The organism is Maribacter taeanensis (genome assembly GCF_047345145.1).
Classification (GTDB): domain Bacteria; phylum Bacteroidota; class Bacteroidia; order Flavobacteriales; family Flavobacteriaceae; genus Maribacter_C.
Genome location: NZ_JBLFER010000002.1, coordinates 88,131 through 109,243, shown reverse-complemented (window position 1 = coordinate 109,243; position 21,113 = coordinate 88,131). Strand labels below are relative to the sequence as shown.

Genomic DNA, 21,113 nt, shown 5'->3' with positions numbered 1-21,113 from the left:
TTTTTAAAGATAAAAGTTTGGTGCTGAGCTGTTAATTTGGGTTTTACCACCCCTTTCTCCGCCAATTGGCGGATTCATTCCCCTCCTTGAAAAAGGAGGGGAGTAAAAAAATGAAATCATGAAAAGAACACAAGAAATTAGAATCTGGTTTGTAGCAGGTATAGCTATTATTCTACTGAGTTGTGTCAAAGACCGACATTTCAATTCGCCAGAAAATACTAGAAATACAGATTTAGTTGCAAACACAACATACTCAGATGTAAAAAATCGATTTCAAGGAGAAACCTTCCAAATACAGGAAGACTTGGTAATTGAGGGTAACGTAACTTCTTCAGATGAAATGGGGAACTTTTTTAGTGTGCTTCATTTTCAAGATAAACCTGCGAACCCTAATGAAGGATTTCAAATAGAAATCGATGCTCGAGATTCGCATTTATTCTTTCCTATGGGGAGTAAAATCTACATTAAATTAAAAGGACTTTATTTGGGCAAAAGCAAAGATGTTTTTAAGATTGGAGGAGTTTTTACTTCTTTTGGAAATGTCTCCGTCGGCCGACTTCCAGCTACAGTTATTGACAAACATATTTTCTTTCCGAAGAAAAAGTTGCTATACAACCTACTTCGGTATCTATCGAAAGTCTAAATCAAAGTCTAACAAATACGTTGGTTGAAATCAATGGAGTAGAGATAACAGATGAAGAATTAGGGGAGTCTTTCGCCATAGAAAGGGAAGAAACAGAACGCACACTTATAGATTGTAATGGAAATACTTTACCACTCGTGAATAGCGGTTTCTCTGATTTTCAATCTGAACTTTTACCTTCTGGGAACGGCACAATAAAAGGAATTCTTTTAAGGGAGAAGGATAATTTTAGACTGGCTATTCGAAGTATCAACGATATAGATTTTACCGAAGAGCGCTGCGCGGAAATCATTACCGAGTTCACATCAAATCAGATATTTATAAGTGAACTGGCAGACCCGAATAACAATTCTAAAGCCAGATTTGTGGAGTTGTACAATTCGGCAAGTGAACCACTACTTTTGAATGGCTGGAAACTTCTCCGTTATACAAATGATAATATTGAAGTCAGTTCCACAATCGATTTATCAGGATTTACCATTGAGGGAGAAAGCACTCTCATTATTTCACCTAATGCAATGGAGTTCGAAAAAGTATATGGCTTTCAACCAGACATGGCTGTTGGGGTGAACAGTCCTGCAGACTCAAATGGAGATGATAACCTTCAATTGGTTGACCCTTTAGGAACCGTAATTGATGTTTTTGGGGTAGTTGGTGAAGATGGGTCCAACACTAATCATGAGTTTGAAGATGGTAGAGCAGTTCGAAATGTGAAAGTCAAGGAAGCAAACCCGATTTATACTTTTGACGAGTGGAGAATTTTTAATGATACAGGTGGACAAGGAACTACGAAAGAAACTAAAAATGCACCAGAAGACTTTACTCCAGGAATTCGTAATTAGCGTGTGTTAGGAAACTTTTGAAAAGTATGCTTTCCAACCAAGAATGGCTGATGTACCATTTTCATAAGCTTCATGAGAATGAAAGAGAATTTTCTTTTTCATATCGAGTACAACCGGCCATTTGATTCCGTCAGAACCTTGACCTAGCAGTTTGTTGATAGCAGTTTCGACCAAGTCACTACGCACCGCACCAACAATGCGTACATTGGAGCTGCTATCGTTTATTCCAGAAAGACCGACATAAAAATCCGCAGTGCTTCCTGAGAAGGAACACTTTTGAGGTTGGGGGGAAATTTTTATCTTTTTGGGACCTTTTTTGGTTTTAGATACTATTTCCATAGTAGGAAATTACACAATTTAGAGAAATCGTTTCTTCTTGTTTAAGAGATATTTATTAACAATTTATAGCGATGCTATTAACAAATTACTGCCATTACTGCTTTTTAAAGACTTCATCGATAAGTTGCAATTATCTTATTATTTCGAAAACTAAAGTATAATTTTCATTGGTTTCAACTTTCAGTTAAGAACTGAAAAGTCGATTAAATTTCTATTAGTTGCTTTAAATCAGATGGTGTTAGGGGTTTTACAATATACTTCTCAACCATAGGGTAGGAGTTGATTTTTTCAATCTCTCGGGGATTTACTGACGAACTAATTACGATAACTCGTATTTGTTGAAAACCATTTGTTTTTGAATCCATTTTACTGAGTTCATTTAAGAATTCAAAACCATTCATTTCAGGCATGGTCAAGTCAAGAAACAGAATATCCGGAAGGTTTTCGTCAGATTCATGCGCCATTTGTAAGGCTTCAATTGCTTTTTTTCCATTTTCAAACGTATTAAGAGACTCATAAAAATTCATCTCCATCATCAACCGATTCATGGAATAAACTATTATCGGGTCATCATCGACGATATAAACAGCACCAATCTTTGAACTCATTCAGTTTATTTTCTAATTAGTTTGAAATTCAAGCGTAAAAGTTGTACCCACTGAAACTTCACTTTCCACTGATATTTTTCCACCAATACTTTCAATCTGATTTTTTGTGAGATAGAGGCCAACTCCCATTGCATCTTTATTTCTATGAAAGGTTTTATGCATGCCGAATATACTTTTGCTATGTTTTTTAAGGTTGATACCTTTGCCGTTATCAACAAAAGAAAGTTCTAAACAGCTTCGCCTTATTTTTGAACTTATCTTTATTAGTGGTTTTCTTTCAGGAGAAGCATATTTAATACTATTCGTAAACAGATTTAAGAGAATACTATCCAAATATGCTGGTAGGGCCTTAACGGTATGATTCTTTGAAACGTCTACAAGACATTTCACTTCTTTTTCTAGCAGCAGTGAACTAATGTTACTTTGAGTCCGCAGTATCGCATCTAAAAGATTTAGTTGGGTGATTTGCCCAGGTAATTCTGTACTGGATTGCACCACGGTATTTAAATTACTAACTGTATTCACCAAACTGTCAGTTGCATTTTTAAGCATTTGCATCAGTTTCAATTTTTCTTCATTGTCTTGTTCTTCGACCAAAAAATTGGCTACCATTGATAAGTTAGTTGAATGTGCACGAAGGTCATGAGATACCATATGTGCAAAACTGGTCAAATGTTCATTTTGTTGTTTTCGTATTCTGGCGAATTCTTGAAGCTTGCGCTCAGCTTCCTTTTCTTTGGTAACATCCATCACAATACCAATTGCTTGTGCCTCAAAATTATTTTCAATTTTCAAAAAGGTAACAATAGCACGGATATCTCTTAACGTTTTATCGGGATTTACAACTTGGTATTCAATACTTGTTTTCTCCTTTTGCGTATATTTTGAATATACTTCCGTAATGACATTTTGAAGAACTTCTGGAGGCAATGCCAAGACCCAGCTATCATAAATACTAGCACAGGTAGTTTTGTCGATATTATGAAGTTTGAAACAAGTATCATCCCAGACAGCGATTCGAGATGGCAATGAGAGTTGCCAAGTGCCTACCTCTGATGCTTGGGTAGCTTGTTTCAAGCGTTCTGCTTCTTGGTGATATTGTAATTCTGCAATTTTATACTGATTTATATCTTGAATTGCACCAAAAATTCGAGAACATGTGCCATTTTTAAATTCAGGTTCTCCTTTTATACGAACCCATTTCGCGTTTCCTGCTGGTGTAATAAGCTCTGCTTCGATATCGAAAGGTGTACCTTTTTCGATAGCTGCTTGTCTTGCCCTGATCAAGGATTCTCTTGATATACCTTCTTTGAAGAATTCAGAAGCGGCTGTATTTATGTCTGGGATAAAATCATCAGATACCTCATAAATACTTCTCGTTACACTTGTCCAATAAAACGCTTTTGTAATTAAGTTCACTTCCCAACCACCTGTTAAGGAAACCTGTTTAGTCATTTTCAGTAGATCATTTTCTCTTTTTCTTTCAGTTACATCATTTGCAGAAACGAGCAAGCCGACTATTAAGCCTTCATCATTTTTTATTGGAAGTGTTCTAAGGTCGAACCATTTGACACTTGAATCATTTAAAATTATTTTTTGCTCTCTTATTCGATGCGATAACCCATTTAACGTAGCCATAAATATTTTATCCAATTCTGAACCGGCTTTTGTAAGCATAGCAGAGATTTTTTTTCCTTTTAAATTGTGCTGAGGAAGTTGAAATGTGGAATACCAAAAATGAGAGTGTAAGACAAGCTTTAAATCTGTATCGAAAGAGGCAATGGCGGTAGGGGAATCTTCTATTAAGTGCGTAAAGGAAATATTATGCAAGGCAATAAAATTTGGTTCGAATGGTTATGTATTAAAAGTAAGTAAATTCTACATTCAATGTAGTTAAAAAAAACTAAATTATGATTTATTGATTTTTAAATTCTCGGTTCGATAATAGTTAGATCAAAAAAAGGGTAGTCTCGGAAGAGACCACCCTTTTTTCTAAATATTTGTACTTAAGTTTTAGCTCAAATCAAAACGATCTGCATTCATCACCTTAGTCCATGCGGCTACAAAGTCTTTTACAAATTTGTCTCCAGAATCATCACATGCGTATACTTCGCAATAAGAACGGAGTTCTGTATTCGAACCAAAAATAAGGTCAGCACGAGTACCAGTCCATTTAATATCTCCAGTCGTTCGATTACGACCAGCGAATAAGGTTTCATCAGCCGAAGTGTCTTCCCACTTCACACTTAAATCGAGAAGGTTTGTAAAGAAGTCATTGCTCAATACTTCACGACGGTCTGTTAAAACCCCATGTCTAGATTTGTCAAAATTTGTATCAAGAACACGCATACCACCAATTAGTACTGTCATTTCAGGAGCAGTCAACTTCATCAATTGGGCACGATCTACCAATAAAGCCTCTGCAGAGGCTTTATAATCTGCATTCTTATAATTTCTGAATCCGTCAGCAGCTGGCTCAAGTGCTTCAAACGAATAGGTATCCGTTTGCTCTTGAGATGCATCTGTACGACCAGCTGAGAAAGGCACCTCAATGTTGTGACCTCCATTCTTTGCAGCTTCTTCAATACCAGCACTTCCGCCGAGTACGATTAAATCTGCCAATGATATTTTCTTGTTTCCTGATTGTCCCGAATTGAATTCGTTCTGAATTCCCTCTAATACTTCAAGAACTTTTGAAAGCTCCATCGGATTGTTTACTTCCCAATTCTTTTGGGGCTCTAATCGAATACGTGCTCCGTTAGCACCACCTCTTTTGTCTGAATCACGATAGGTTGAAGCTGAGGCCCAGGCGGTGGTTACCAACTGGGAAATAGATAGGCCAGAAGCCAAAAGGCGCTTTTTCAGTTCGGCAATGTCAGCATCATTCACTAATTCGTGGTCCACTTTAGGTAGTGGATCTTGCCAAATTAAATCCTCAGCAGGAACTTCAGGACCTAAATAACGATTTTTAGGACCCATATCTCTATGCGTTAATTTAAACCATGCTCTTGCAAAAGCATCTTCAAGCTCTGCAGGATTTTCACGAAAACGTTGCGATATTTTCAGGTAATCAGGATCTATTTTTAGTGCCATATCGGCATCGGTCATCATCAACGATTGTGTTTGAGATGCATCACCAGCACGTGGTGCTTGCTTCGCCGTTGATTCAGTCGTTGGTCGCCATTGATTTGCACCAGCCGGACTTTTCGTGGGCTCCCAATCGTAATCTAATAGTACTTTTAAATAGTCATGGTCCCATTGGGTTGGGTTGGGCGTCCAAGCACCTTCGATACCACTAGTAATGGTATCATCTAGTACACCAGTTCCGAAAGAGTTCTTCCATCCCATACTTTGCTCCACGATACTTGCGCCAGCAGGTTCTGCGCCAACATATTCATCAGGATTAGCAGCACCGTGAGCCTTTCCGAAAGTATGTCCACCAATAGTCAAAGCAACGGTTTCTTCATCGTTCATCGCCATACGCCCAAAGGTCTCTTTCATTAATTTTGCAGTTCCTAACGGATTTGAAACTCCGTTTGGTCCTTCAGGATTTACATATATGAGCCCCATATGAGAAGCACCGAGGTTAGCCTCCAAAACATAATCTCCTTGGGAGAAACGCTCGTAATTACCAAGCCATGTCTCTTCTGATCCCCAGTAAATATCCTCTTCCGGTTGCCAAATATCTTCACGGCCACCAGCAAAACCAAAAGTCTTAAAACCCATTGATTCCAAAGCACAGTTTCCGGTAAGAATCATCAAATCAGCCCAAGAAAGTTTCTTTCCGTATTTTTTTTTGATAGGCCATAACAGCAAGCGAGCTTTGTCAAGGTTACCATTATCTGGCCAGCTGTTCAATGGGGCAAAACGCTGCGAACCAGAACCAGCACCACCACGACCATCTCCTATTCTATAAGTTCCGGCACTATGCCACGCCATACGAATCATAAACGGACCGTAATGACCATAATCGGCAGGCCACCAATCTTGAGAAGTAGTTAGAGCTTCTACGATGTCTTTTTTTACCGCTGCTAAATCCAAAGATTCAAATGCTTTAGCATAATCAAAATCTTCTTCCATCGGATTTGATAATTCTGAATTTTGACGTAGTACATTCAATTTTAATTGGTTAGGCCACCAATCATTATTAGTGGTTCCTTGACCTGCTGCGTTATTCATTTCGCCCCCTAGATAAGGACATTTATTTGCATCTCCTGTTCCCATTTTATATATATTATTTATTAAATGATTGTTTCTTAGTAGTTACGTAAAGTTATCAAATTGTCGGTAGCTCTCTATAGTGAGAATCTTGTTTTGAGTTATTTTAGTATTGATAATATCTATAGTTTCCCTCGAAATTCTGGAAGGGATTCCAAGGTACTTGAAAAAATCAAATTATCGACTGATGTTCATCAGTTTTACCTCAGGATATAACACTTTTTTTATACTTTTAAATCTATGGAAAATAGCAAAGCTTTCTTTGAGGAAATTCGTAATGGAAATATGGAAGCCGTAGGTAAGATGCTGGTCGAAAACGATTCCCTTACGACAACTAAAGATGAACGAGGTTCAACTCCATTAATTTTGGCAACATATTATAACCACACTGAAATTGCAGATTTGCTTTTAAGGCATGGGGCAAAAATCGATGAAAAGGATGCCTCTGGAAATTCTGCTCTGATGGGAGTTTGCTTCAAGGGTTTTACTGAAGGGGCAAAGCTATTAATTGAAAAAGGAGCCAATGTGAACGAGCGAAATGCCATGGGAGCAACAAGCCTAATATATGCGGTAAACTTCAAGCATTTTGATATTGCTAAAATCCTATTGGAAAATGGTGCCAATGTTTCGATAAAAGATGGAAGGGGTAATACCGCTCTCGATCATGCCAAACTACAAGGTGCTCCAGAGCTTATTGATTTGTTAAGTACCCATTAAATGATTGAAGATTTCGTTGATACGCTAAGCTTAGAATTTGAAAAAAATGCAAATCCTAAAATTGCTGTTGAGCAAAAAGCGTATATGCGTGGTCAATTTGAGTATTACGGAATCAAAACAGCCCAAAGGAGAGAAATTCAAAAACCATTTTTAGTCAAACAGTTTTTACCTAAGAAGACCGATGCCATTCAAATAGTCAAAGTTTTATGGAATAAACCACAACGTGATTACCACTACGTAGCACAAGAACTGATGCTTAAATATTCGAGCCAGATGAAGGAAGAAGATATGGCTATTTTCGAGTTTATGGTTACTCATAAATCATGGTGGGATACTGTTGATTTTATAGCAACCAAGTTAATGGGCGCGTACCTGAAAAAGTATCCAGAGAAAAGAAGACACTATCTTGAGAAGTGGTTGAAGTCTGGTAATATTTGGCTACAACGTTCGGCCTTACTCTTTCAATTGAAATATAAAGAAGAACTTGATACAGAATTGTTGGCGTTTACCATTACAAGGCTATTAGGCTCAAATGAGTTTTTTATAAACAAAGCCATTGGTTGGGTGTTGCGAGACTATAGTCGCGTAAATCCAGAATGGGTTTTAGACTATGTACACAATAAACCTTTGTCTAGTTTGAGCAGAAGAGAAGCTATTAGGCTTATCAAATAAATAAGAAGAATAAATGGCGCGTGCTACTTTAGAGCAGCTTAAGAGATTGAAAGCCTTGGCTGATACGGGCTTGGTATATGCAGAGAATGGATATGACAAAGAGCGTTATGATCAAATTAAGCAGATTGTTTTGGGTTTAATGGCTGAGATAACTGAAACATCAGTCGAAAAACTCACAACTTCCTTTTCACAGGTTACAGAATACCCTACAGTTAAGGTCGATGTTCGCGGCTTAGTTTTAAATGAAAAGAATGAAATCTTAATGGTAAAAGAAAGCGTTGATGACAAATGGACCATTCCCGGTGGTTGGGCCGATATCGGTGATACTCCTTCCGAGGCAGTCCTAAAAGAAATCAAAGAAGAAACGGGCTTTGATACTGAGATTATTCGATTGCTTGCGATTTACGACAAGCGATGTCATCCACATCCGCCAGAGCAATATTATATTTATAAGTTGATGTTCTTTTGCAAAATTACAGGTGGTGAACTTTCACATGGTTTTGATATGCAAGGAGCGGACTTTTTTCCGTTGGATAATCTTCCTGAACTTTCTGAAGACCGTATTTTGAAATCACAGCTAGAGCATTTATTCTCCTTGGCAAAGGGGAAAGCTGATGTATATTTTGATTAATTTTATGGGATGGATAAAGAACTCAAAGTTGCACTAGTACAATCTTCTTTGATTTGGGAAAACCCAGAACAGAATAGAACTAATTTTTCGAAAAAGATTGCTTCAATATCTACGGATGTCGATTTGATAATCCTTCCAGAAATGTTTACCACGGGATTTACTATGAATCCTGAAAACCTTGGTAGGGAAGAAGGCGAACATACTTTGGAATGGATGCAAAAAGTATCTGAAGAAAAAAACGCTGCACTAGTAGGAAGCCTTCCATTCTATGAAAACGGAAGTTATACCAACCGCCTTTTTTTTGTGAAATCTGATGGCAGTTACCATCACTATGATAAGCGTCATACATTTACTTTGGCTGGGGAGGACAAAGTATATAAAGCAGGTTCTGAAAGGCTAATTGTTGAGTATAAAGGTTTTCACATTTGCCCCATGGTGTGTTACGATTTAAGATTTCCTGTCTGGGCAAGAAATACAGAAGATTATGATGTATTGATTTACGCTGCAAATTGGCCCAAACCACGCATTAATGCTTGGGATGTTTTATTGAAAGCTAGGGCAATTGAAAATATGAGCTATTGCATCGGCGTAAATCGAATCGGAAGCGACGAATCAGGACATTACTACTCAGGTCATTCTGCGGTTTATGATGTTCTTGGAGAACAGAAGGCCTATTCGGAAAAAGAGGAAATCGTTTATGCTAAGCTGTCTAAAGAACATATTAATTCAACAAGGAATAAACTCAAGTTCTTAGAAGATGGCGATGAGTTTAATTTGTTATTGTAAAAGTTTGCTCCCACTCCCAGTTGGCTCGAACATCGATTGCTTCGGGAAAATAGATGACTCTTTCCGGCTGAATTTTTTTTAGAAAAGAACCGGTATCCCAAATTTTATTTTCATTTTTATCGAAAACAACCCGAATTAAATATTTTGATGGTTCGATATTGTTAAATTCCAAAAGCTTTGGTTCTGTGGCATAAACTTCAAGTTTCGTCTTCCCTTTTTCGTCGGTTAATTGCACTATAACGGGGTATTCTACTTTCCCCGCTAGGGTCAACCTTAGAACACCGTAGTTTTCAAAACCCCTTGTAGCCAACCCATAACTTAAGGTATCATTGGTCTGTTCGAACAAATCTATTATAGCTCCGGGGAATAAGTTCAAAGAATAACTTTCATTGGGCTTAATTTCAAAATCAAAATCCAATTTATTTGAAATACTATCAAAATCAACCTTAAAATTCTTTGGAATTGAGTCACTGACAGTCATCTTCATTTTGGCAGTATCGATATTTACAATAGGCGTATTGGCTGTCAAAAAATAAGGAGTATTATAGTCTAAACCTCCGGTTTGATTAGGCTCTATTTTCAAAGAGTCGATACCCACTTTTCTGCTTTTAACTGTGAAGGTATCAACCACCATTTTCTTTTTATTGCTAACTGTAAACATCATTGAATCAACGGCATAAGGGGTAAACCAAAAGTTTAAAGTGTCTTTGTCCTTTTCTTTTAGGATTCTTGTTTTTACCGTATCCGGAATTACAGTCAAAGGGTTAATTTCGATTTCTTCATCACCACCGTAGTAGCCAAATACAATTTTATTTTTAGCAGCAAAATTTGGCACTGAAGCACTATAATCTGGAATTTCCTTGAATAATGTCAACAGGTATGTCGAATCGGTCGGAAGGGTAATTGTATCCTGTAAAAAAGCAACCTTATCAGTGTTTTGATCAAAAATGTTATTTTTCGACTCATCCTTTATCGCAAACATAGCATACTTTCCTTCTTTCAAATTTTTAAGTGTGAAAATTACGGTGCTATCCAAGGTGTTAGTGATATAGTTAGGGGGCTTTTTATATAGTGTTGAATCTGTATAGGCGGTATCAATTTCATAGAGCATTACGCTAATAAATTCATCAACTTTCTTATTGAATGCATCTTTCACAACTCCTGAAACTTCCAATGAATCAATATAATCTCCTGTGGAGAAAACATAGGTCAAAAAAGGAACTGGGTTACCCTCATTGTTATCTTGAACACTTTGCCCAAAATTTAAAGTATAAGTGGTATTAGATTTTAAAGTGTCCTTGATTTTAATTTCAACATATTTTTGAACCCCTCCTTGTGGTGTAATTTCAGGTCTGTACTTTAAAGGTGGAGATACAATAAGTTGATCCTGTATATCTTGAAGTTTTATATATTCATCAAAATATAAACGAATTTTTTTTGCTTTAAAATTTATAGATAGGTTTTCAGGATCCGCTTTTAATAAAACAGGTGGGTCCAAATCTTTTGGACCTCCAGTTAAGGTTCCACCTCGTCTCCCGCAATGAACTAAGGATACTAATATTAGTAGAAAAAAAAGGGCGCTTAAGAAACGTTGAAACATAGCAATAAATGTCAATCACAAAGAAACGACTAATTTACAGATTATTGAAATTGAGGTACGGTAGCCATACTAGTAAGATAGACATTAACTCCTTCCGCTTTTTGTAAAGCTTTTGAGCAAATTTCCATAGTGGCACCGCTAGTAATTACGTCATCAACCAATAACACATTTTTATTTTTTAGGCTAACAACATCAGACAATGTGTATAAAGCATTGTTCTCTAACCATCGCCCCATTCTACCCTTTGTAGTTTGTGTTTTGGTATTTGCGGTTTTAATAAGAATATCATCGAAATAATCGGCATTAAGATGACGTGCCAAATGCTTGGCAAATTCTGAAACTTGATTATATCCTCTTTTTTTTAGTTTCTTTTTGTGCAAAGGAACGGGTATTACAATGTCAATTTTATCTAAAAACTGGTTTTCTTTTAAGATTTGACCATACCAATCTCCTAGAAAACCACCTATCTGTTCTTGATTTTTATATTTTAAATGATGAATTAAGCTTTGAACAATACTATTTTCTGTGAAAAATAAGAATGAACTGGCTTTTTTTATTCGAATTCGGCCATAAAAAATACGGTCAATGGGGTTTTCATCGTTAAAGGTATAATCGGTGAGTGGCAAATGATTTCGACAAACGGTACATAGGTGTTCTTCTCTTCTATTTAAATGGGTATTACATCCAAAACAGACCATAGGTAGGAGCGTGTTGGTGATATCATTTAGTATCTTTGAAAACTGATTTGTGATCAAATCTTAAAATTTATAGTTTATAACCTACTTTTAAAACCTTAGTTTCTTTCTGATGGACAGCCAAGATACCAAATTCAATTACAAACTAATACTAGCCGCTTTAGCCGCTGTTGTTATTGGCATTCTGATTGCCTTTTATTACAGTTATTCGCAATCAAAGGCACAGATAAATTTTCTTGAACATGAAAAGGAGCTTCTTGTAAAAGATTTAACACTTATGAAGGCTGATGTAGACCGACTTTCAGCGCTTGATGAGGTTAACGACATTGAACTTCAATCTTCAAGATATCGTGTTCAACAGTTAATTGATTCGGTTGGAAGACTCAACTTCACAATTGAAAAACTAAGAGAGTTTAAAGGAGAACTTCGCAGACTTGAGGCTAAAAATGACAGTTTGAAATTGAAAAATGACTTCTTGAATTACAATAATATGCAGCTTGCCGAAAAGTATGAAGCTTCTCAAAACGAAATTCAAAAGATACGTGATGCCAATGCCGCGTTGGCACGAGCAGAGGCTTTAAAGCGAGATAAAATTCAAGATATTAACAAAGAGCTTAAAACTAAAAAGTATCTAGTTCTAGAAACAACTGAGGGCACTGCTATCAGAATTCGATCTGGCAAACCTATTCAAACAAATAAAGCATCTACGGTCAAGAGATTGAAAGGTAGAGTACTTATTGCTCCAGATGCTTCTTTGGCCAATCAAGAACGTGTACTTTACTTTCAATTCTTAGGGCCAAATATGGGTATAATTGAAGACAATGCGAACACGATAAATGTAAATGGAAACATTTATAGCAAGCGAGTCGTTGTTGACTTTTCTGGTTCTCAAACTGAAGTGGTTGATTATGTTACTATACCTGAAGGGTCTTTAGAGTCTGGTGATTATATCTTAAATGTTTTTGAAGATCAACGTCTACTTCAGACTTCTGAATTCCAATTAAAATAAGTTTATTAAATCACTTCATTATTCTATTTTTGCCGCATGGCAAAACAAGAAGATGATTTTAAGAAGGTAATTTCACATGCAAAGGAATACGGCTACGTGTTTCAATCAAGTGAAATATATGACGGATTGAGCGCAGTTTATGATTATGCGCAAAACGGAGCTGAACTCAAAAAGAACATAAGGGAATATTGGTGGAAAGCCATGGTGCAACTCAATAAGAATATTGTTGGGTTGGATGCTGCTATTTTTATGCACCCCACAACTTGGAAAGCTTCAGGCCATGTTGACGCGTTCAGCGACCCTTTAATTGATAATAAAGACTCAAAAAAAAGATATCGTGCTGATGTTTTGGTTGAAGACTATGTAGCCAAAATAGAAGGAAAGATTGACAAAGAAGTCAAAAAAGCCGCCAAACGATTTGGAGATGCTTTTGATAAGGAACAATTTTTGGAAACCAATCAGCGTGTGGTTGATTATCAAGAAAAGGCAACTTCTATTTTAAAACGTCTGGGAAAATCTTTGGAGAACGAAGATTTAGCAGATGTAAAAAAGCTAATCGAAGAACTTGAAATTGCTTGCCCAATGTCAGGATCTAAGAACTGGACGGACGTCAAACAATTCAATCTGATGTTCGGAACAAAGTTGGGCGCTTCCGCCGAGACGGCAATGGACCTATACCTTCGCCCTGAAACTGCGCAAGGTATTTTCGTAAATTTTTTGAATGTGCAGAAAACTAGTCGTTTAAAAATACCCTTTGGAATTGCTCAAACAGGAAAAGCGTTTCGAAACGAAATAGTAGCACGTCAATTTATCTTTAGAATGCGGGAGTTCGAACAGATGGAAATGCAGTTTTTTATCAAACCTGGTACTCAAAAAGACTGGTACGAGCATTGGAAAGAGCATCGCATGAAATGGCATTTGTCTTTAGGAATGGGAGAAGATAACTACCGTTTTCATGACCATGAAAAATTAGCGCATTATGCTGATGCGGCCGCTGACATTGAATTTCGTTTTCCTTTCGGATTTAAAGAGTTGGAGGGAATACACTCTCGAACGGATTTCGACCTTTCAAAACATCAAGAGTTCTCAGGTAAAAAATTACAATATTTCGATACAGATGAGAATAAGAACTATGTACCCTACGTGGTAGAAACATCTATCGGTCTGGATCGAATGTTTTTAGCAGTCTTTTCAAATTCACTACAAGAAGAAGAATTGGAAAATGGAACTACAAGAACAGTTCTAAAATTACCAGCTGTTTTAGCTCCTACAAAAGCCGCTGTTTTTCCATTGGTTAAAAAGGATGGATTGCCAGAATTGGCTCATGAAATAATTGACGATTTAAAGTGGGATTTTAATGTGCTTTACGACCAAAAAGATGCAGTAGGGCGTCGATATAGAAGACAAGATGCTAACGGAACACCGTTTTGTATCACGGTTGATCACCAATCGTTAGAAGACAAAACAGTAACGATTCGTCACCGAGATACCATGGAACAACAGCGAGTTGCCATTTCAGAACTCAAGTTGATTATTCATAAAGAAGTGGATATGAAGACTTGGTTGATGAAAATGAAGTAGTCTTATAGCTTATATCCTAACCGAATACTACCGTAAAAATTCCGCTTATCACCAGGGTAAAAATAGCGAGGTTCGCCACCTCCAAAACCTCGTGTATTGATGAGAACAGATTGGGCATAAACTTTATCTAATACATTATTGATTCCGAAGTCGACTCCAATTGTAAACTTTTCGGAGAGTTTCTTAAGATAACCCATTCGAGTGTTGAAAATAGTATATGGTTCACTGAATAAATTACTGGCATCCGTTAAGGGAATCTCACTCACATGTGAATGGGTGGTGTTCCAATAGAAGTTTTCAAAAAGGTGTAATTGTATTCCAGCAGTTCTGCGTTGTTTGGGAACACCTGTAAGTTGGTTTCCCGAAAAATCATTTTCCTTATCAACGAATTCTACAAAATTATGGTCGGTTAATGTGAAGTTGACGAAAGGAGATAATTGAAAGTTTTCTGAGATAGTCCAAGTATAATTCAACCCGATTTCCAATCCTCTGTGACTTGTTTTGCCAGCGTTTTTCCCAACAAATTGATCTTCGTCAATCCGTTCACCAACCAAAAGATTTTTAATGTTCATTTGATAAATGGCAAGATTTATAGTAAACCGTCCTTCATCCAAAGATAGATTTGTACCTAGTTCATAATTTGTCCCCGTTTCTTGAGCTATATCTGGATTAACTACTCCATCAGGAGTCAAGGTTTCCTCTAAAGTGGGATTTGAAAATCCACGACTTAGGTTTGCATATACTATCTGGTTTTCAGAAAAAGCGTATTCGAGGTTCAGACTGGGTAGTAGAATGGCTTTGAAATTCCGGTCAGCACTTTTGTTCTCAGCTCCAGAATTGAAAAGGTCGCGGTAATCGTACTGAGTTTGGTTAATGTTTAGCCCAAATTGGGCTGAGAACTTTGAAGAAAAAGGGAGCAGCAACGTTCCAAAAGCATTCCACTGACTTCTAAATTCCTTATTGCGACTAACATATTCCCCTTTTACGCTTCCATTTCCATTATTCTCTTCCCAAAGATTTTTAAATCTGTCCCAATCGTATTCATCCTTAAAAAGTTCAGCTCCAAAGGTATAGTCGGCATTTTTTTCTAATAAGCTGAACGCCCCTGAAAATCGTGTACGAAATCCAAAACCCTTGGTGATTTCATTCAAAATTCCAAAAGGTGCAGCTTCGGTTTTATCCAAATAATTATAAAATATACTAGTTGAATTTTCGAATTTTTCATTGAATTTATGAGCATAAGAAAGTCCAACTAATGTGGAATTATTGTCTTCAAAACCCTGCGATACCCGCCAAGTAAATGTCGCCTGCTGTGGGTCTTCGGCAAAAGCCGTTGCCCCTAAAGAACTTGGAATTTGCGCCCTGAAGTCAATATGATTTGCCAAAAGGGAAATTTTGTTTTTATCATTGAGTTGGAAGGAGGCGTTCAAAAGCATACCATCTCGTTCAAAATTGCTATTTTGACGATAACCATCGGTTTCCATATGGCCGTATTGAAATCCCAAACGCAGTTCACCATCATAATGATTGAAAGAGAGATTGTTTTTTAAAAGTCCGAATGAACCTGCAGTAAAATTGTTTGAAAAGTTAGTCGATTTACCCAAGGCTTCCTTTGGGCTTAAAATAATTGCTCCCCCTAAATTCGAACCATAGGAAGTTCCTTTTGGACCTTTTATAATTTCAATCTGACTTAGGTTTTCAAGGTCGTATTGTTCTATGGATGAAAACCCTGACCCATCCGTAACCGGAATATCTTCATAGTACATTCGAAGTTTGTCAGTCCCGAAAAGGGTTCTGGCGCCAATTCCCCTTACGGTAATGCGATTGGTATTTAAAGCTCCCGAAAAAATGAATACTCCTGGAATTTGATTGATGGCAGAAACCATAGAAACTGGACTATAATTCTGAAATGTTTTGGCTGAAATAACTTCTGAAGGTGTTATTCCTGTTGCATTTTTCTTTTTTAAGGCATCTAAGAGAATAACTTCATCGAGTTGTGTAATACTATCTTTTTCAATGGGGTTTTGCGCATGCGCCGTACAAAGACAAAAAAGTGAAATCAGGAAAAGAACCCTCATGGAAGTTAAAATAAAATCTAAAAATAAGATTTTAAAACCGTATTTCGTTAACTGAATTACGATGATGTTTCGAATAGGTCGATTCTCGAATGTTTCTTTCACTTGAAGATAACATTGCTTATTTTCGGGCAAAATATTGGAAGATGAAAATAGTATCCTATAATGTAAATGGTATACGTGCTGCATTAAAAAAAGGTTTTATTGAATGGTTGCAATCTGTAGATCCTGATGTAATCTGTTTACAAGAAATTAAGGCTCAAGAAGATCAACTTGATTTGTCGGTTTTTGAGGATGCAGGATATGCGCACAATTACTGGTACAGTGCTCAAAAGAAGGGATATAGTGGTGTTGCCATTCTATCAAAAACCAAACCTGACCATATTGAATTCGGAACAGGAATCGAAACCATGGATTTTGAAGGAAGAAACCTTAGAGCAGATTTTGGAGACCTTTCCATCATGAGTATGTATTTGCCATCTGGAAGTAACATGGATCGTTTGGACTTCAAGCTAAATTACATGGCTGAGATTCAAGAGTACTTTAATGATTTAAGAAATGAAAAGCCAAATCTTATTGTTTTGGGAGATTATAATATTTGTCATGAAGCAATAGATATTCATAACCCTGTGGGGCTTAAGAATGTTTCTGGTTTTTTACCGGTTGAACGAGAATGGATTGGTAATTTAATGAAAAGCGGATTCATTGACAGTTTTAGGCACTTCAACAAAGAACCTGATAATTATACCTGGTGGAGCTATCGCGCCAATGCCAGAAATAACAACAAAGGTTGGAGATTAGACTACGCTATGGTAGCTGAACCTTTGAAAGATCGATTAAAGCGTTCTGTAATTTTATCGGAAGCTAAACATAGCGACCATTGTCCTATTTTGGTTGAGCTAGATTGATAACGCTCTTTCTTAATTTTTGTAACTTTGCCCCTTAATTTTTTTAATTCTTTATGATTTATACCAACCTACCTCACACTGACATAGAAGTAAGCAAAATATGTTTGGGCACTATGACTTGGGGGAATCAAAATACCGAAGCAGAAGGTCACGAACAAATGGATTATGCCCTTGAGAATGGGGTTAATTTTTTTGATACTGCAGAATTGTATCCTATTCCTGCGCACCCCGATCGTCATTCGCTGACCGAAAAGGTTATTGGTACTTGGTTTAAGAAAAATGGCAACCGCGATAAGATTGTCTTAGCTTCTAAAATCGTTGGTAAAGCTCCTTTTGCCAAATTTATTAGAACTACTGGTTTTTCAAGAGATTCTATTATTGAGGCAGTTGAAGGTAGTTTACAGCGTTTGCAGACTGATTATATTGATTTGTATCAGCTTCACTGGCCAGAGCGTAACACAAACTACTTTGGAAAAAGAGGATATCAACATTCTGCAGATGACCATTGGCAAGATAATATTCATCAGGTTTTAGAGACCTTAAGAGATTTAATTCGTGAAGGTAAAATTCGGCAGGTAGGAATAAGCAATGAAAACCCATGGGGAATTATGCGCTACCTTGAAGAAAGTAAAGTTCATGCAAGTTTACCTCGAATGATTACAGTTCAAAATCCGTATAGTTTACTAAACCGTCAATTTGAAATTGGTTCATCTGAAATTGCCATGCGAGAAGACATTAAGCTTTTGGCATACTCGCCGCTTGGTTTTGGAGCTTTAAGTGGGAAGTACTTAGGAGATAGACTTCCTGAAAACTCACGTTTGGCACTTTTTCCAAATTACAATCGCTATATCAAAGGTAATTCGGTAATCGCCACTCAGAAGTATTATGATCTAGCACAAGCTAATGATTTGTCTTTAACTCAAATGGCGCTTGCATTTGTCAACACAAGGCCTTTTTTGACCAGTAATATTATTGGAGCAACTACTATGAAACAACTAGAAGAAAATATTGCGAGTATTGATGTTGAGTTAAGTGCCGAAGTTTTAGAGGGAATAGAGGCTATTCATAATGAAATTCCAAATCCAGCGCCGTAAGGATGACTACGTACTTTCTTAAAATAGGCATTTGGCAAATTGGACTGATTTTAGTTGTAATTGTAATATTTATGATTTTGGCTAGAATTATGAGGGACAAACGCTAACCAAATAAACCACTAACCACATCTTCAATTCGAGACGCTAATTCGATAGTTATCTTCGAATTATTGAGTCCGATTTTGTTGTTTTTAGATACGTAGATGGTTTTGAAGCCCAATTTTTCAGCTTCTAGAATACGTTGTTCTACACGCTGAACGGGCCGTATTTCTCCTGCTAAGCCAACTTCTGCAGCAAAACAAACCCCCTTTTCTATGGGGATGTCTTCATTGCTTGATAAAATAGCTGCTATTACCGCCAAATCAATGGCAGGGTCGTCAACTGAAATGCCTCCAGTAATATTTAAAAACACATCTTTGGCACCCAATTTGAAGCCCGCTCTTTTTTCCAATACTGCTAAAAGCATGTTTAGCCTTTTTGCATTGTAACCCGTTGTGGACCTTTGAGGAGTACCATAAACAGCCGTGCTTACCAGAGCTTGAATTTCAATCATTAAAGGTCGCATGCCCTCAACTGTTGATGCGATAGCTGTACCACTTAATCCCTCATCGTTTTTTGAAATTAGTATTTCTGATGGATTATTAACTTGCCGTAATCCACTTCCTTGCATTTCATAGATTCCTAATTCTGCTGTCGACCCAAACCGATTCTTTAAAGCTCGGAGTATTCGGTAAACATAATTTCGGTCTCCTTCAAATTGCAAGACTGTATCAACCATATGCTCAAGAATTTTTGGTCCAGCAATTGAACCATCTTTGGTGATATGGCCAATTAGAATTACAGGAGTATTGGTTTCTTTTGCAAACTTGATAAGTTCAGCGGTACATTCACGAACTTGTGAAATGCTTCCGGCTGCTGATTCGATATAGTCAGAATGTAAAGTTTGAATTGAATCAATGACCACAATATCAGGTTCAGTGGCTTCTATCTGTTGAAAGATGTTTTGAGTTTTTGTTTCCGTCAGGATAAGGCAATTCTCGCTGTTCGGATGAATTCGATCAGCTCGCATCTTGATTTGCTTTTGACTTTCTTCACCAGAAACATACAAGGTCTTATAAGGAAGCTTTAGCGCGATCTGAAGTAGTAAAGTACTTTTACCAACTCCGGGTTCACCGCCTAAAAGAACTAGTGCGCCAGGAACCAATCCACCTCCCAAAACACGATTGAATTCTAGATCGAATGTATTAAGGCGAATTTCCTTTTCGGTGCTTATTTCATTTACTCGTAGAGGCTTAGCAATTTTTCTTGTGCTATTTGAAGCGGGCTTCCAGCTTTTTTTATCTTCCTTTTGGACTACCTCTTCGACAACGGTATTCCATTCTTTACAAGCAGAACATTGTCCGACCCATTTGGCATATTGTGTACCACAGTTTTGACAGAAAAATGCTGTTTTTGTTTTGGCCATTACTTCATTTTTGAAGTTAGGCGTTAAAGGTAACAAGAAGTTTGAAAAGGTTTGAGTGATAAATTTTTAAAACCCAAAATCGGCTTTGAGTGCATCAATTTTTTCCAAAGCCATTTCTTTGGTCAAGAAATCAATCTCATCCATAATGAAGGCCTTTTCAAAAGTTTTAAGTGCTTTTTTAGGCTCTCCCGCAAGTTCTAAGTACTCACCCTCAAAGTAAAAGCCCAACATGGTCCCTGGAAATTCTAGTTTGCACAAATCAGAAAGTGGTTTTAATGATTCAAAATCATCCTTTTTTCGAGTTGCGGCATAAATGGCCATGACATCATTTAAATCGACAGTTTTTGAAATACCAAAGAGATCTTCTATAGTTTTGTATTTGTTTTCGAGATATTCGAATACAGGTTCTTCTGAGGTCAATATCTCATTCTTGTATTCTTTCGGACTAATAGGCTTAAACATTCCAAAAATATTGTCAAAAGCTTTTCCTATTCCATAAGTGGCAATTGAAATATGATCTGCGTCGGGGTATTCGTCAAAAAAGTAATGTAATGACTCTTTTTCAATGGCTTTTATAGCATTATTCATTTCAAGAACTCTAGGGGTATCTCTGTTTTTTTCTCCTTCAAGAATTAATTGATAAAAAATTTGCTTGTTAAATGCACCAAGTCTTGAAGCGACTCTACTCTCCATTTGAGGAGCCAAAGTCGGTGATATGTTTACATAAGCGTTAAAGAGAGAATTTTCTTTGAATAACCAATAGTTTTGAAAGTTGGCAGTGACATCATAACCCACGATCATTTTGAAAGGTGCCGTACTGTAATTTAAATCAAGATACGGAATAAGCTCCATGCCCAGAAATTCGAAGAATTTTTTTCCTTTTTCACTTGGTAAACCATCCTCTTCATTCCATGCACAATCATCTAATCGAATACTATTTTCGCTTTGATTAATACCAACAACTATCATTTGAGGCATTCCATGAAACCTGCTATATACCTTCGAGTTTGCAACCACCTGATCAAATAAATACTCTCCATCAAGAACTATAACTAATGGATATTTCTTTTCCGCATCATAATCCTCAGGAATGTAATACTGAACATCTCGACGTTCTTGTAACTTGAATGATTCGAAAATTTCTTGAGTTACTTGTGCGCTTATGTTAATGCAAACAAAAAGGGCGAAAATGGTAAATAAACGTTGCATGGTAAATTGGCTTTGATAGTA

The 21,113-nt window shown here is 36.9% G+C and carries 18 protein-coding genes and 1 pseudogene; 10 read left to right on the top strand and 9 right to left on the bottom strand.

Features of this window, described 5'->3' with window-relative positions; genetic code table 11:
• Positions 1–118 precede the first annotated feature (118 nt).
• A pseudogene (locus tag ACKWCD_RS06335) lies at positions 119–843 on the top strand (DUF5689 domain-containing protein); the annotation flags it as partial.
• Positions 838–1,485, top strand: coding sequence for a lamin tail domain-containing protein (locus ACKWCD_RS06330; RefSeq protein WP_413984110.1), 648 nt, complete (start codon positions 838–840; stop codon positions 1,483–1,485). The pseudogene ACKWCD_RS06335 and the gene ACKWCD_RS06330, both read left to right, overlap by 6 nt.
• Positions 1,486–1,491: 6 nt before the next feature.
• On the opposite strand, the gene ACKWCD_RS06325 is transcribed toward ACKWCD_RS06330, so the two are convergent.
• From ACKWCD_RS06325 to katG, 4 genes are all read right to left on the bottom strand, one after another.
• Positions 1,492–1,824, bottom strand: coding sequence for a hypothetical protein (locus ACKWCD_RS06325; protein WP_413983103.1), 333 nt, complete (start codon positions 1,822–1,824; stop codon positions 1,492–1,494).
• 203 nt (positions 1,825–2,027) lie between these two features.
• Positions 2,028–2,432, bottom strand: coding sequence for a response regulator (locus ACKWCD_RS06320; protein WP_413983102.1), 405 nt, complete (start codon positions 2,430–2,432; stop codon positions 2,028–2,030).
• 12 nt (positions 2,433–2,444) lie between these two features.
• Positions 2,445–4,262 carry a PAS domain-containing sensor histidine kinase gene (locus ACKWCD_RS06315; protein WP_413983101.1) on the bottom strand — a complete coding sequence of 606 codons (1,818 nt, stop codon included), beginning with the start codon at positions 4,260–4,262 and terminating at the stop codon, positions 2,445–2,447.
• 183 nt (positions 4,263–4,445) lie between these two features.
• Positions 4,446–6,656 carry a catalase/peroxidase HPI gene (gene katG / locus ACKWCD_RS06310; RefSeq protein ID WP_413983100.1) on the bottom strand — a complete coding sequence of 737 codons (2,211 nt, stop codon included), beginning with the start codon at positions 6,654–6,656 and terminating at the stop codon, positions 4,446–4,448.
• A 234-nt stretch (positions 6,657–6,890) separates the two neighbouring features.
• Here katG and ACKWCD_RS06305 point away from each other — a divergent pair, with 234 nt between their 5' ends.
• From ACKWCD_RS06305 to ACKWCD_RS06290, 4 genes are read left to right on the top strand one after another with little or no spacing between them, the layout of a single operon-like run.
• Positions 6,891–7,367, top strand: coding sequence for an ankyrin repeat domain-containing protein (locus ACKWCD_RS06305; protein ID WP_413983099.1), 477 nt, complete (start codon positions 6,891–6,893; stop codon positions 7,365–7,367).
• Positions 7,368–8,039 carry a DNA alkylation repair protein gene (locus ACKWCD_RS06300; protein ID WP_413983098.1) on the top strand — a complete coding sequence of 224 codons (672 nt, stop codon included), beginning with the start codon at positions 7,368–7,370 and terminating at the stop codon, positions 8,037–8,039.
• A gap of 13 nt (positions 8,040–8,052) precedes the next feature.
• Complete coding sequence (locus tag ACKWCD_RS06295; RefSeq protein ID WP_413983097.1) at positions 8,053–8,670, top strand: NUDIX hydrolase; 618 nt, start codon at positions 8,053–8,055, stop codon at positions 8,668–8,670.
• Between the two features lie 9 nt (positions 8,671–8,679).
• The gene (locus ACKWCD_RS06290) at positions 8,680–9,456 is read left to right on the top strand and encodes an amidohydrolase (RefSeq protein ID WP_413983096.1); all 777 of its coding nucleotides are present in this window, start codon (positions 8,680–8,682) and stop codon (positions 9,454–9,456) included.
• Here the strand turns inward: ACKWCD_RS06290 and ACKWCD_RS06285 are convergent.
• Both ACKWCD_RS06285 and ACKWCD_RS06280 read right to left on the bottom strand, forming a co-directional pair.
• On the bottom strand, positions 9,440–11,056 hold the full coding sequence (locus ACKWCD_RS06285) for an Ig-like domain-containing domain (RefSeq protein WP_413983095.1): 1,617 nt from the start codon (positions 11,054–11,056) through the stop codon (positions 9,440–9,442). The two genes, ACKWCD_RS06290 and ACKWCD_RS06285, sit on opposite strands and share 17 nt — an antisense overlap.
• 41 nt (positions 11,057–11,097) lie before the next feature.
• Positions 11,098–11,754, bottom strand: coding sequence for a ComF family protein (locus ACKWCD_RS06280; RefSeq protein WP_413983094.1), 657 nt, complete (start codon positions 11,752–11,754; stop codon positions 11,098–11,100).
• A gap of 109 nt (positions 11,755–11,863) precedes the next feature.
• Here ACKWCD_RS06280 and ACKWCD_RS06275 point away from each other — a divergent pair, with 109 nt between their 5' ends.
• Together ACKWCD_RS06275 and ACKWCD_RS06270 are read left to right on the top strand one after the other, a co-directional pair.
• Positions 11,864–12,760 carry a hypothetical protein gene (locus tag ACKWCD_RS06275; RefSeq protein WP_413983093.1) on the top strand — a complete coding sequence of 299 codons (897 nt, stop codon included), beginning with the start codon at positions 11,864–11,866 and terminating at the stop codon, positions 12,758–12,760.
• Between the two features lie 36 nt (positions 12,761–12,796).
• Positions 12,797–14,341 carry a glycine--tRNA ligase gene (locus ACKWCD_RS06270; protein WP_413983092.1) on the top strand — a complete coding sequence of 515 codons (1,545 nt, stop codon included), beginning with the start codon at positions 12,797–12,799 and terminating at the stop codon, positions 14,339–14,341.
• A 2-nt stretch (positions 14,342–14,343) separates the two neighbouring features.
• Here the strand turns inward: ACKWCD_RS06270 and ACKWCD_RS06265 are convergent, their stop codons facing one another.
• Positions 14,344–16,521, bottom strand: coding sequence for a TonB-dependent receptor family protein (locus ACKWCD_RS06265; RefSeq protein WP_413983091.1), 2,178 nt, complete (start codon positions 16,519–16,521; stop codon positions 14,344–14,346).
• A 41-nt stretch (positions 16,522–16,562) separates the two neighbouring features.
• On the opposite strand from ACKWCD_RS06265, the gene ACKWCD_RS06260 reads away from it, so the two are divergent.
• Complete coding sequence (locus ACKWCD_RS06260) at positions 16,563–17,324, top strand: exodeoxyribonuclease III (protein ID WP_413983090.1); 762 nt, start codon at positions 16,563–16,565, stop codon at positions 17,322–17,324.
• A gap of 53 nt (positions 17,325–17,377) precedes the next feature.
• Positions 17,378–18,418 (top strand): aldo/keto reductase, encoded by a 1,041-nt coding sequence (locus tag ACKWCD_RS06255; protein WP_413983089.1) that lies wholly within the window; start codon positions 17,378–17,380, stop codon positions 18,416–18,418.
• Positions 18,419–18,521: 103 nt separating this feature from the next.
• Here the strand turns inward: ACKWCD_RS06255 and radA are convergent, their stop codons facing one another.
• Both radA and ACKWCD_RS06245 read right to left on the bottom strand, forming a co-directional pair.
• Entirely contained in the window at positions 18,522–19,883 is a 1,362-nt protein-coding gene (gene radA, locus ACKWCD_RS06250) for a DNA repair protein RadA (RefSeq protein ID WP_413983088.1), read from the bottom strand.
• 66 nt (positions 19,884–19,949) lie between these two features.
• Positions 19,950–21,092 carry an alpha/beta hydrolase gene (locus tag ACKWCD_RS06245; RefSeq protein WP_413983087.1) on the bottom strand — a complete coding sequence of 381 codons (1,143 nt, stop codon included), beginning with the start codon at positions 21,090–21,092 and terminating at the stop codon, positions 19,950–19,952.
• Positions 21,093–21,113 lie beyond the last annotated feature (21 nt).

Bases quoted from the DNA above. Each gene is read 5' to 3' on its own strand.
- ACKWCD_RS06325 (WP_413983103.1), bottom strand. From the start codon at position 1,824: ATGGAAATAGTATCTAAAACCAAAAAAGGTCCCAAAAAGATAAAAATT.
- radA (WP_413983088.1), bottom strand. From the start codon at position 19,883: ATGGCCAAAACAAAAACAGCATTTTTCTGTCAAAACTGTGGTACACAA.
- ACKWCD_RS06255 (WP_413983089.1), top strand. From the start codon at position 17,378: ATGATTTATACCAACCTACCTCACACTGACATAGAAGTAAGCAAAATA.
- ACKWCD_RS06275 (WP_413983093.1), top strand. From the start codon at position 11,864: ATGGACAGCCAAGATACCAAATTCAATTACAAACTAATACTAGCCGCT.
- ACKWCD_RS06320 (WP_413983102.1), bottom strand. From the start codon at position 2,432: ATGAGTTCAAAGATTGGTGCTGTTTATATCGTCGATGATGACCCGATA.
- ACKWCD_RS06245 (WP_413983087.1), bottom strand. From the start codon at position 21,092: ATGCAACGTTTATTTACCATTTTCGCCCTTTTTGTTTGCATTAACATA.
- ACKWCD_RS06305 (WP_413983099.1), top strand. From the start codon at position 6,891: ATGGAAAATAGCAAAGCTTTCTTTGAGGAAATTCGTAATGGAAATATG.
- ACKWCD_RS06295 (WP_413983097.1), top strand. From the start codon at position 8,053: ATGGCGCGTGCTACTTTAGAGCAGCTTAAGAGATTGAAAGCCTTGGCT.
- ACKWCD_RS06280 (WP_413983094.1), bottom strand. From the start codon at position 11,754: ATGGTCTGTTTTGGATGTAATACCCATTTAAATAGAAGAGAAGAACAC.
- ACKWCD_RS06260 (WP_413983090.1), top strand. From the start codon at position 16,563: ATGAAAATAGTATCCTATAATGTAAATGGTATACGTGCTGCATTAAAA.
- ACKWCD_RS06285 (WP_413983095.1), bottom strand. From the start codon at position 11,056: ATGTTTCAACGTTTCTTAAGCGCCCTTTTTTTTCTACTAATATTAGTA.
- ACKWCD_RS06290 (WP_413983096.1), top strand. From the start codon at position 8,680: ATGGATAAAGAACTCAAAGTTGCACTAGTACAATCTTCTTTGATTTGG.
- ACKWCD_RS06300 (WP_413983098.1), top strand. From the start codon at position 7,368: ATGATTGAAGATTTCGTTGATACGCTAAGCTTAGAATTTGAAAAAAAT.
- katG (WP_413983100.1), bottom strand. From the start codon at position 6,656: ATGGGAACAGGAGATGCAAATAAATGTCCTTATCTAGGGGGCGAAATG.
- ACKWCD_RS06270 (WP_413983092.1), top strand. From the start codon at position 12,797: ATGGCAAAACAAGAAGATGATTTTAAGAAGGTAATTTCACATGCAAAG.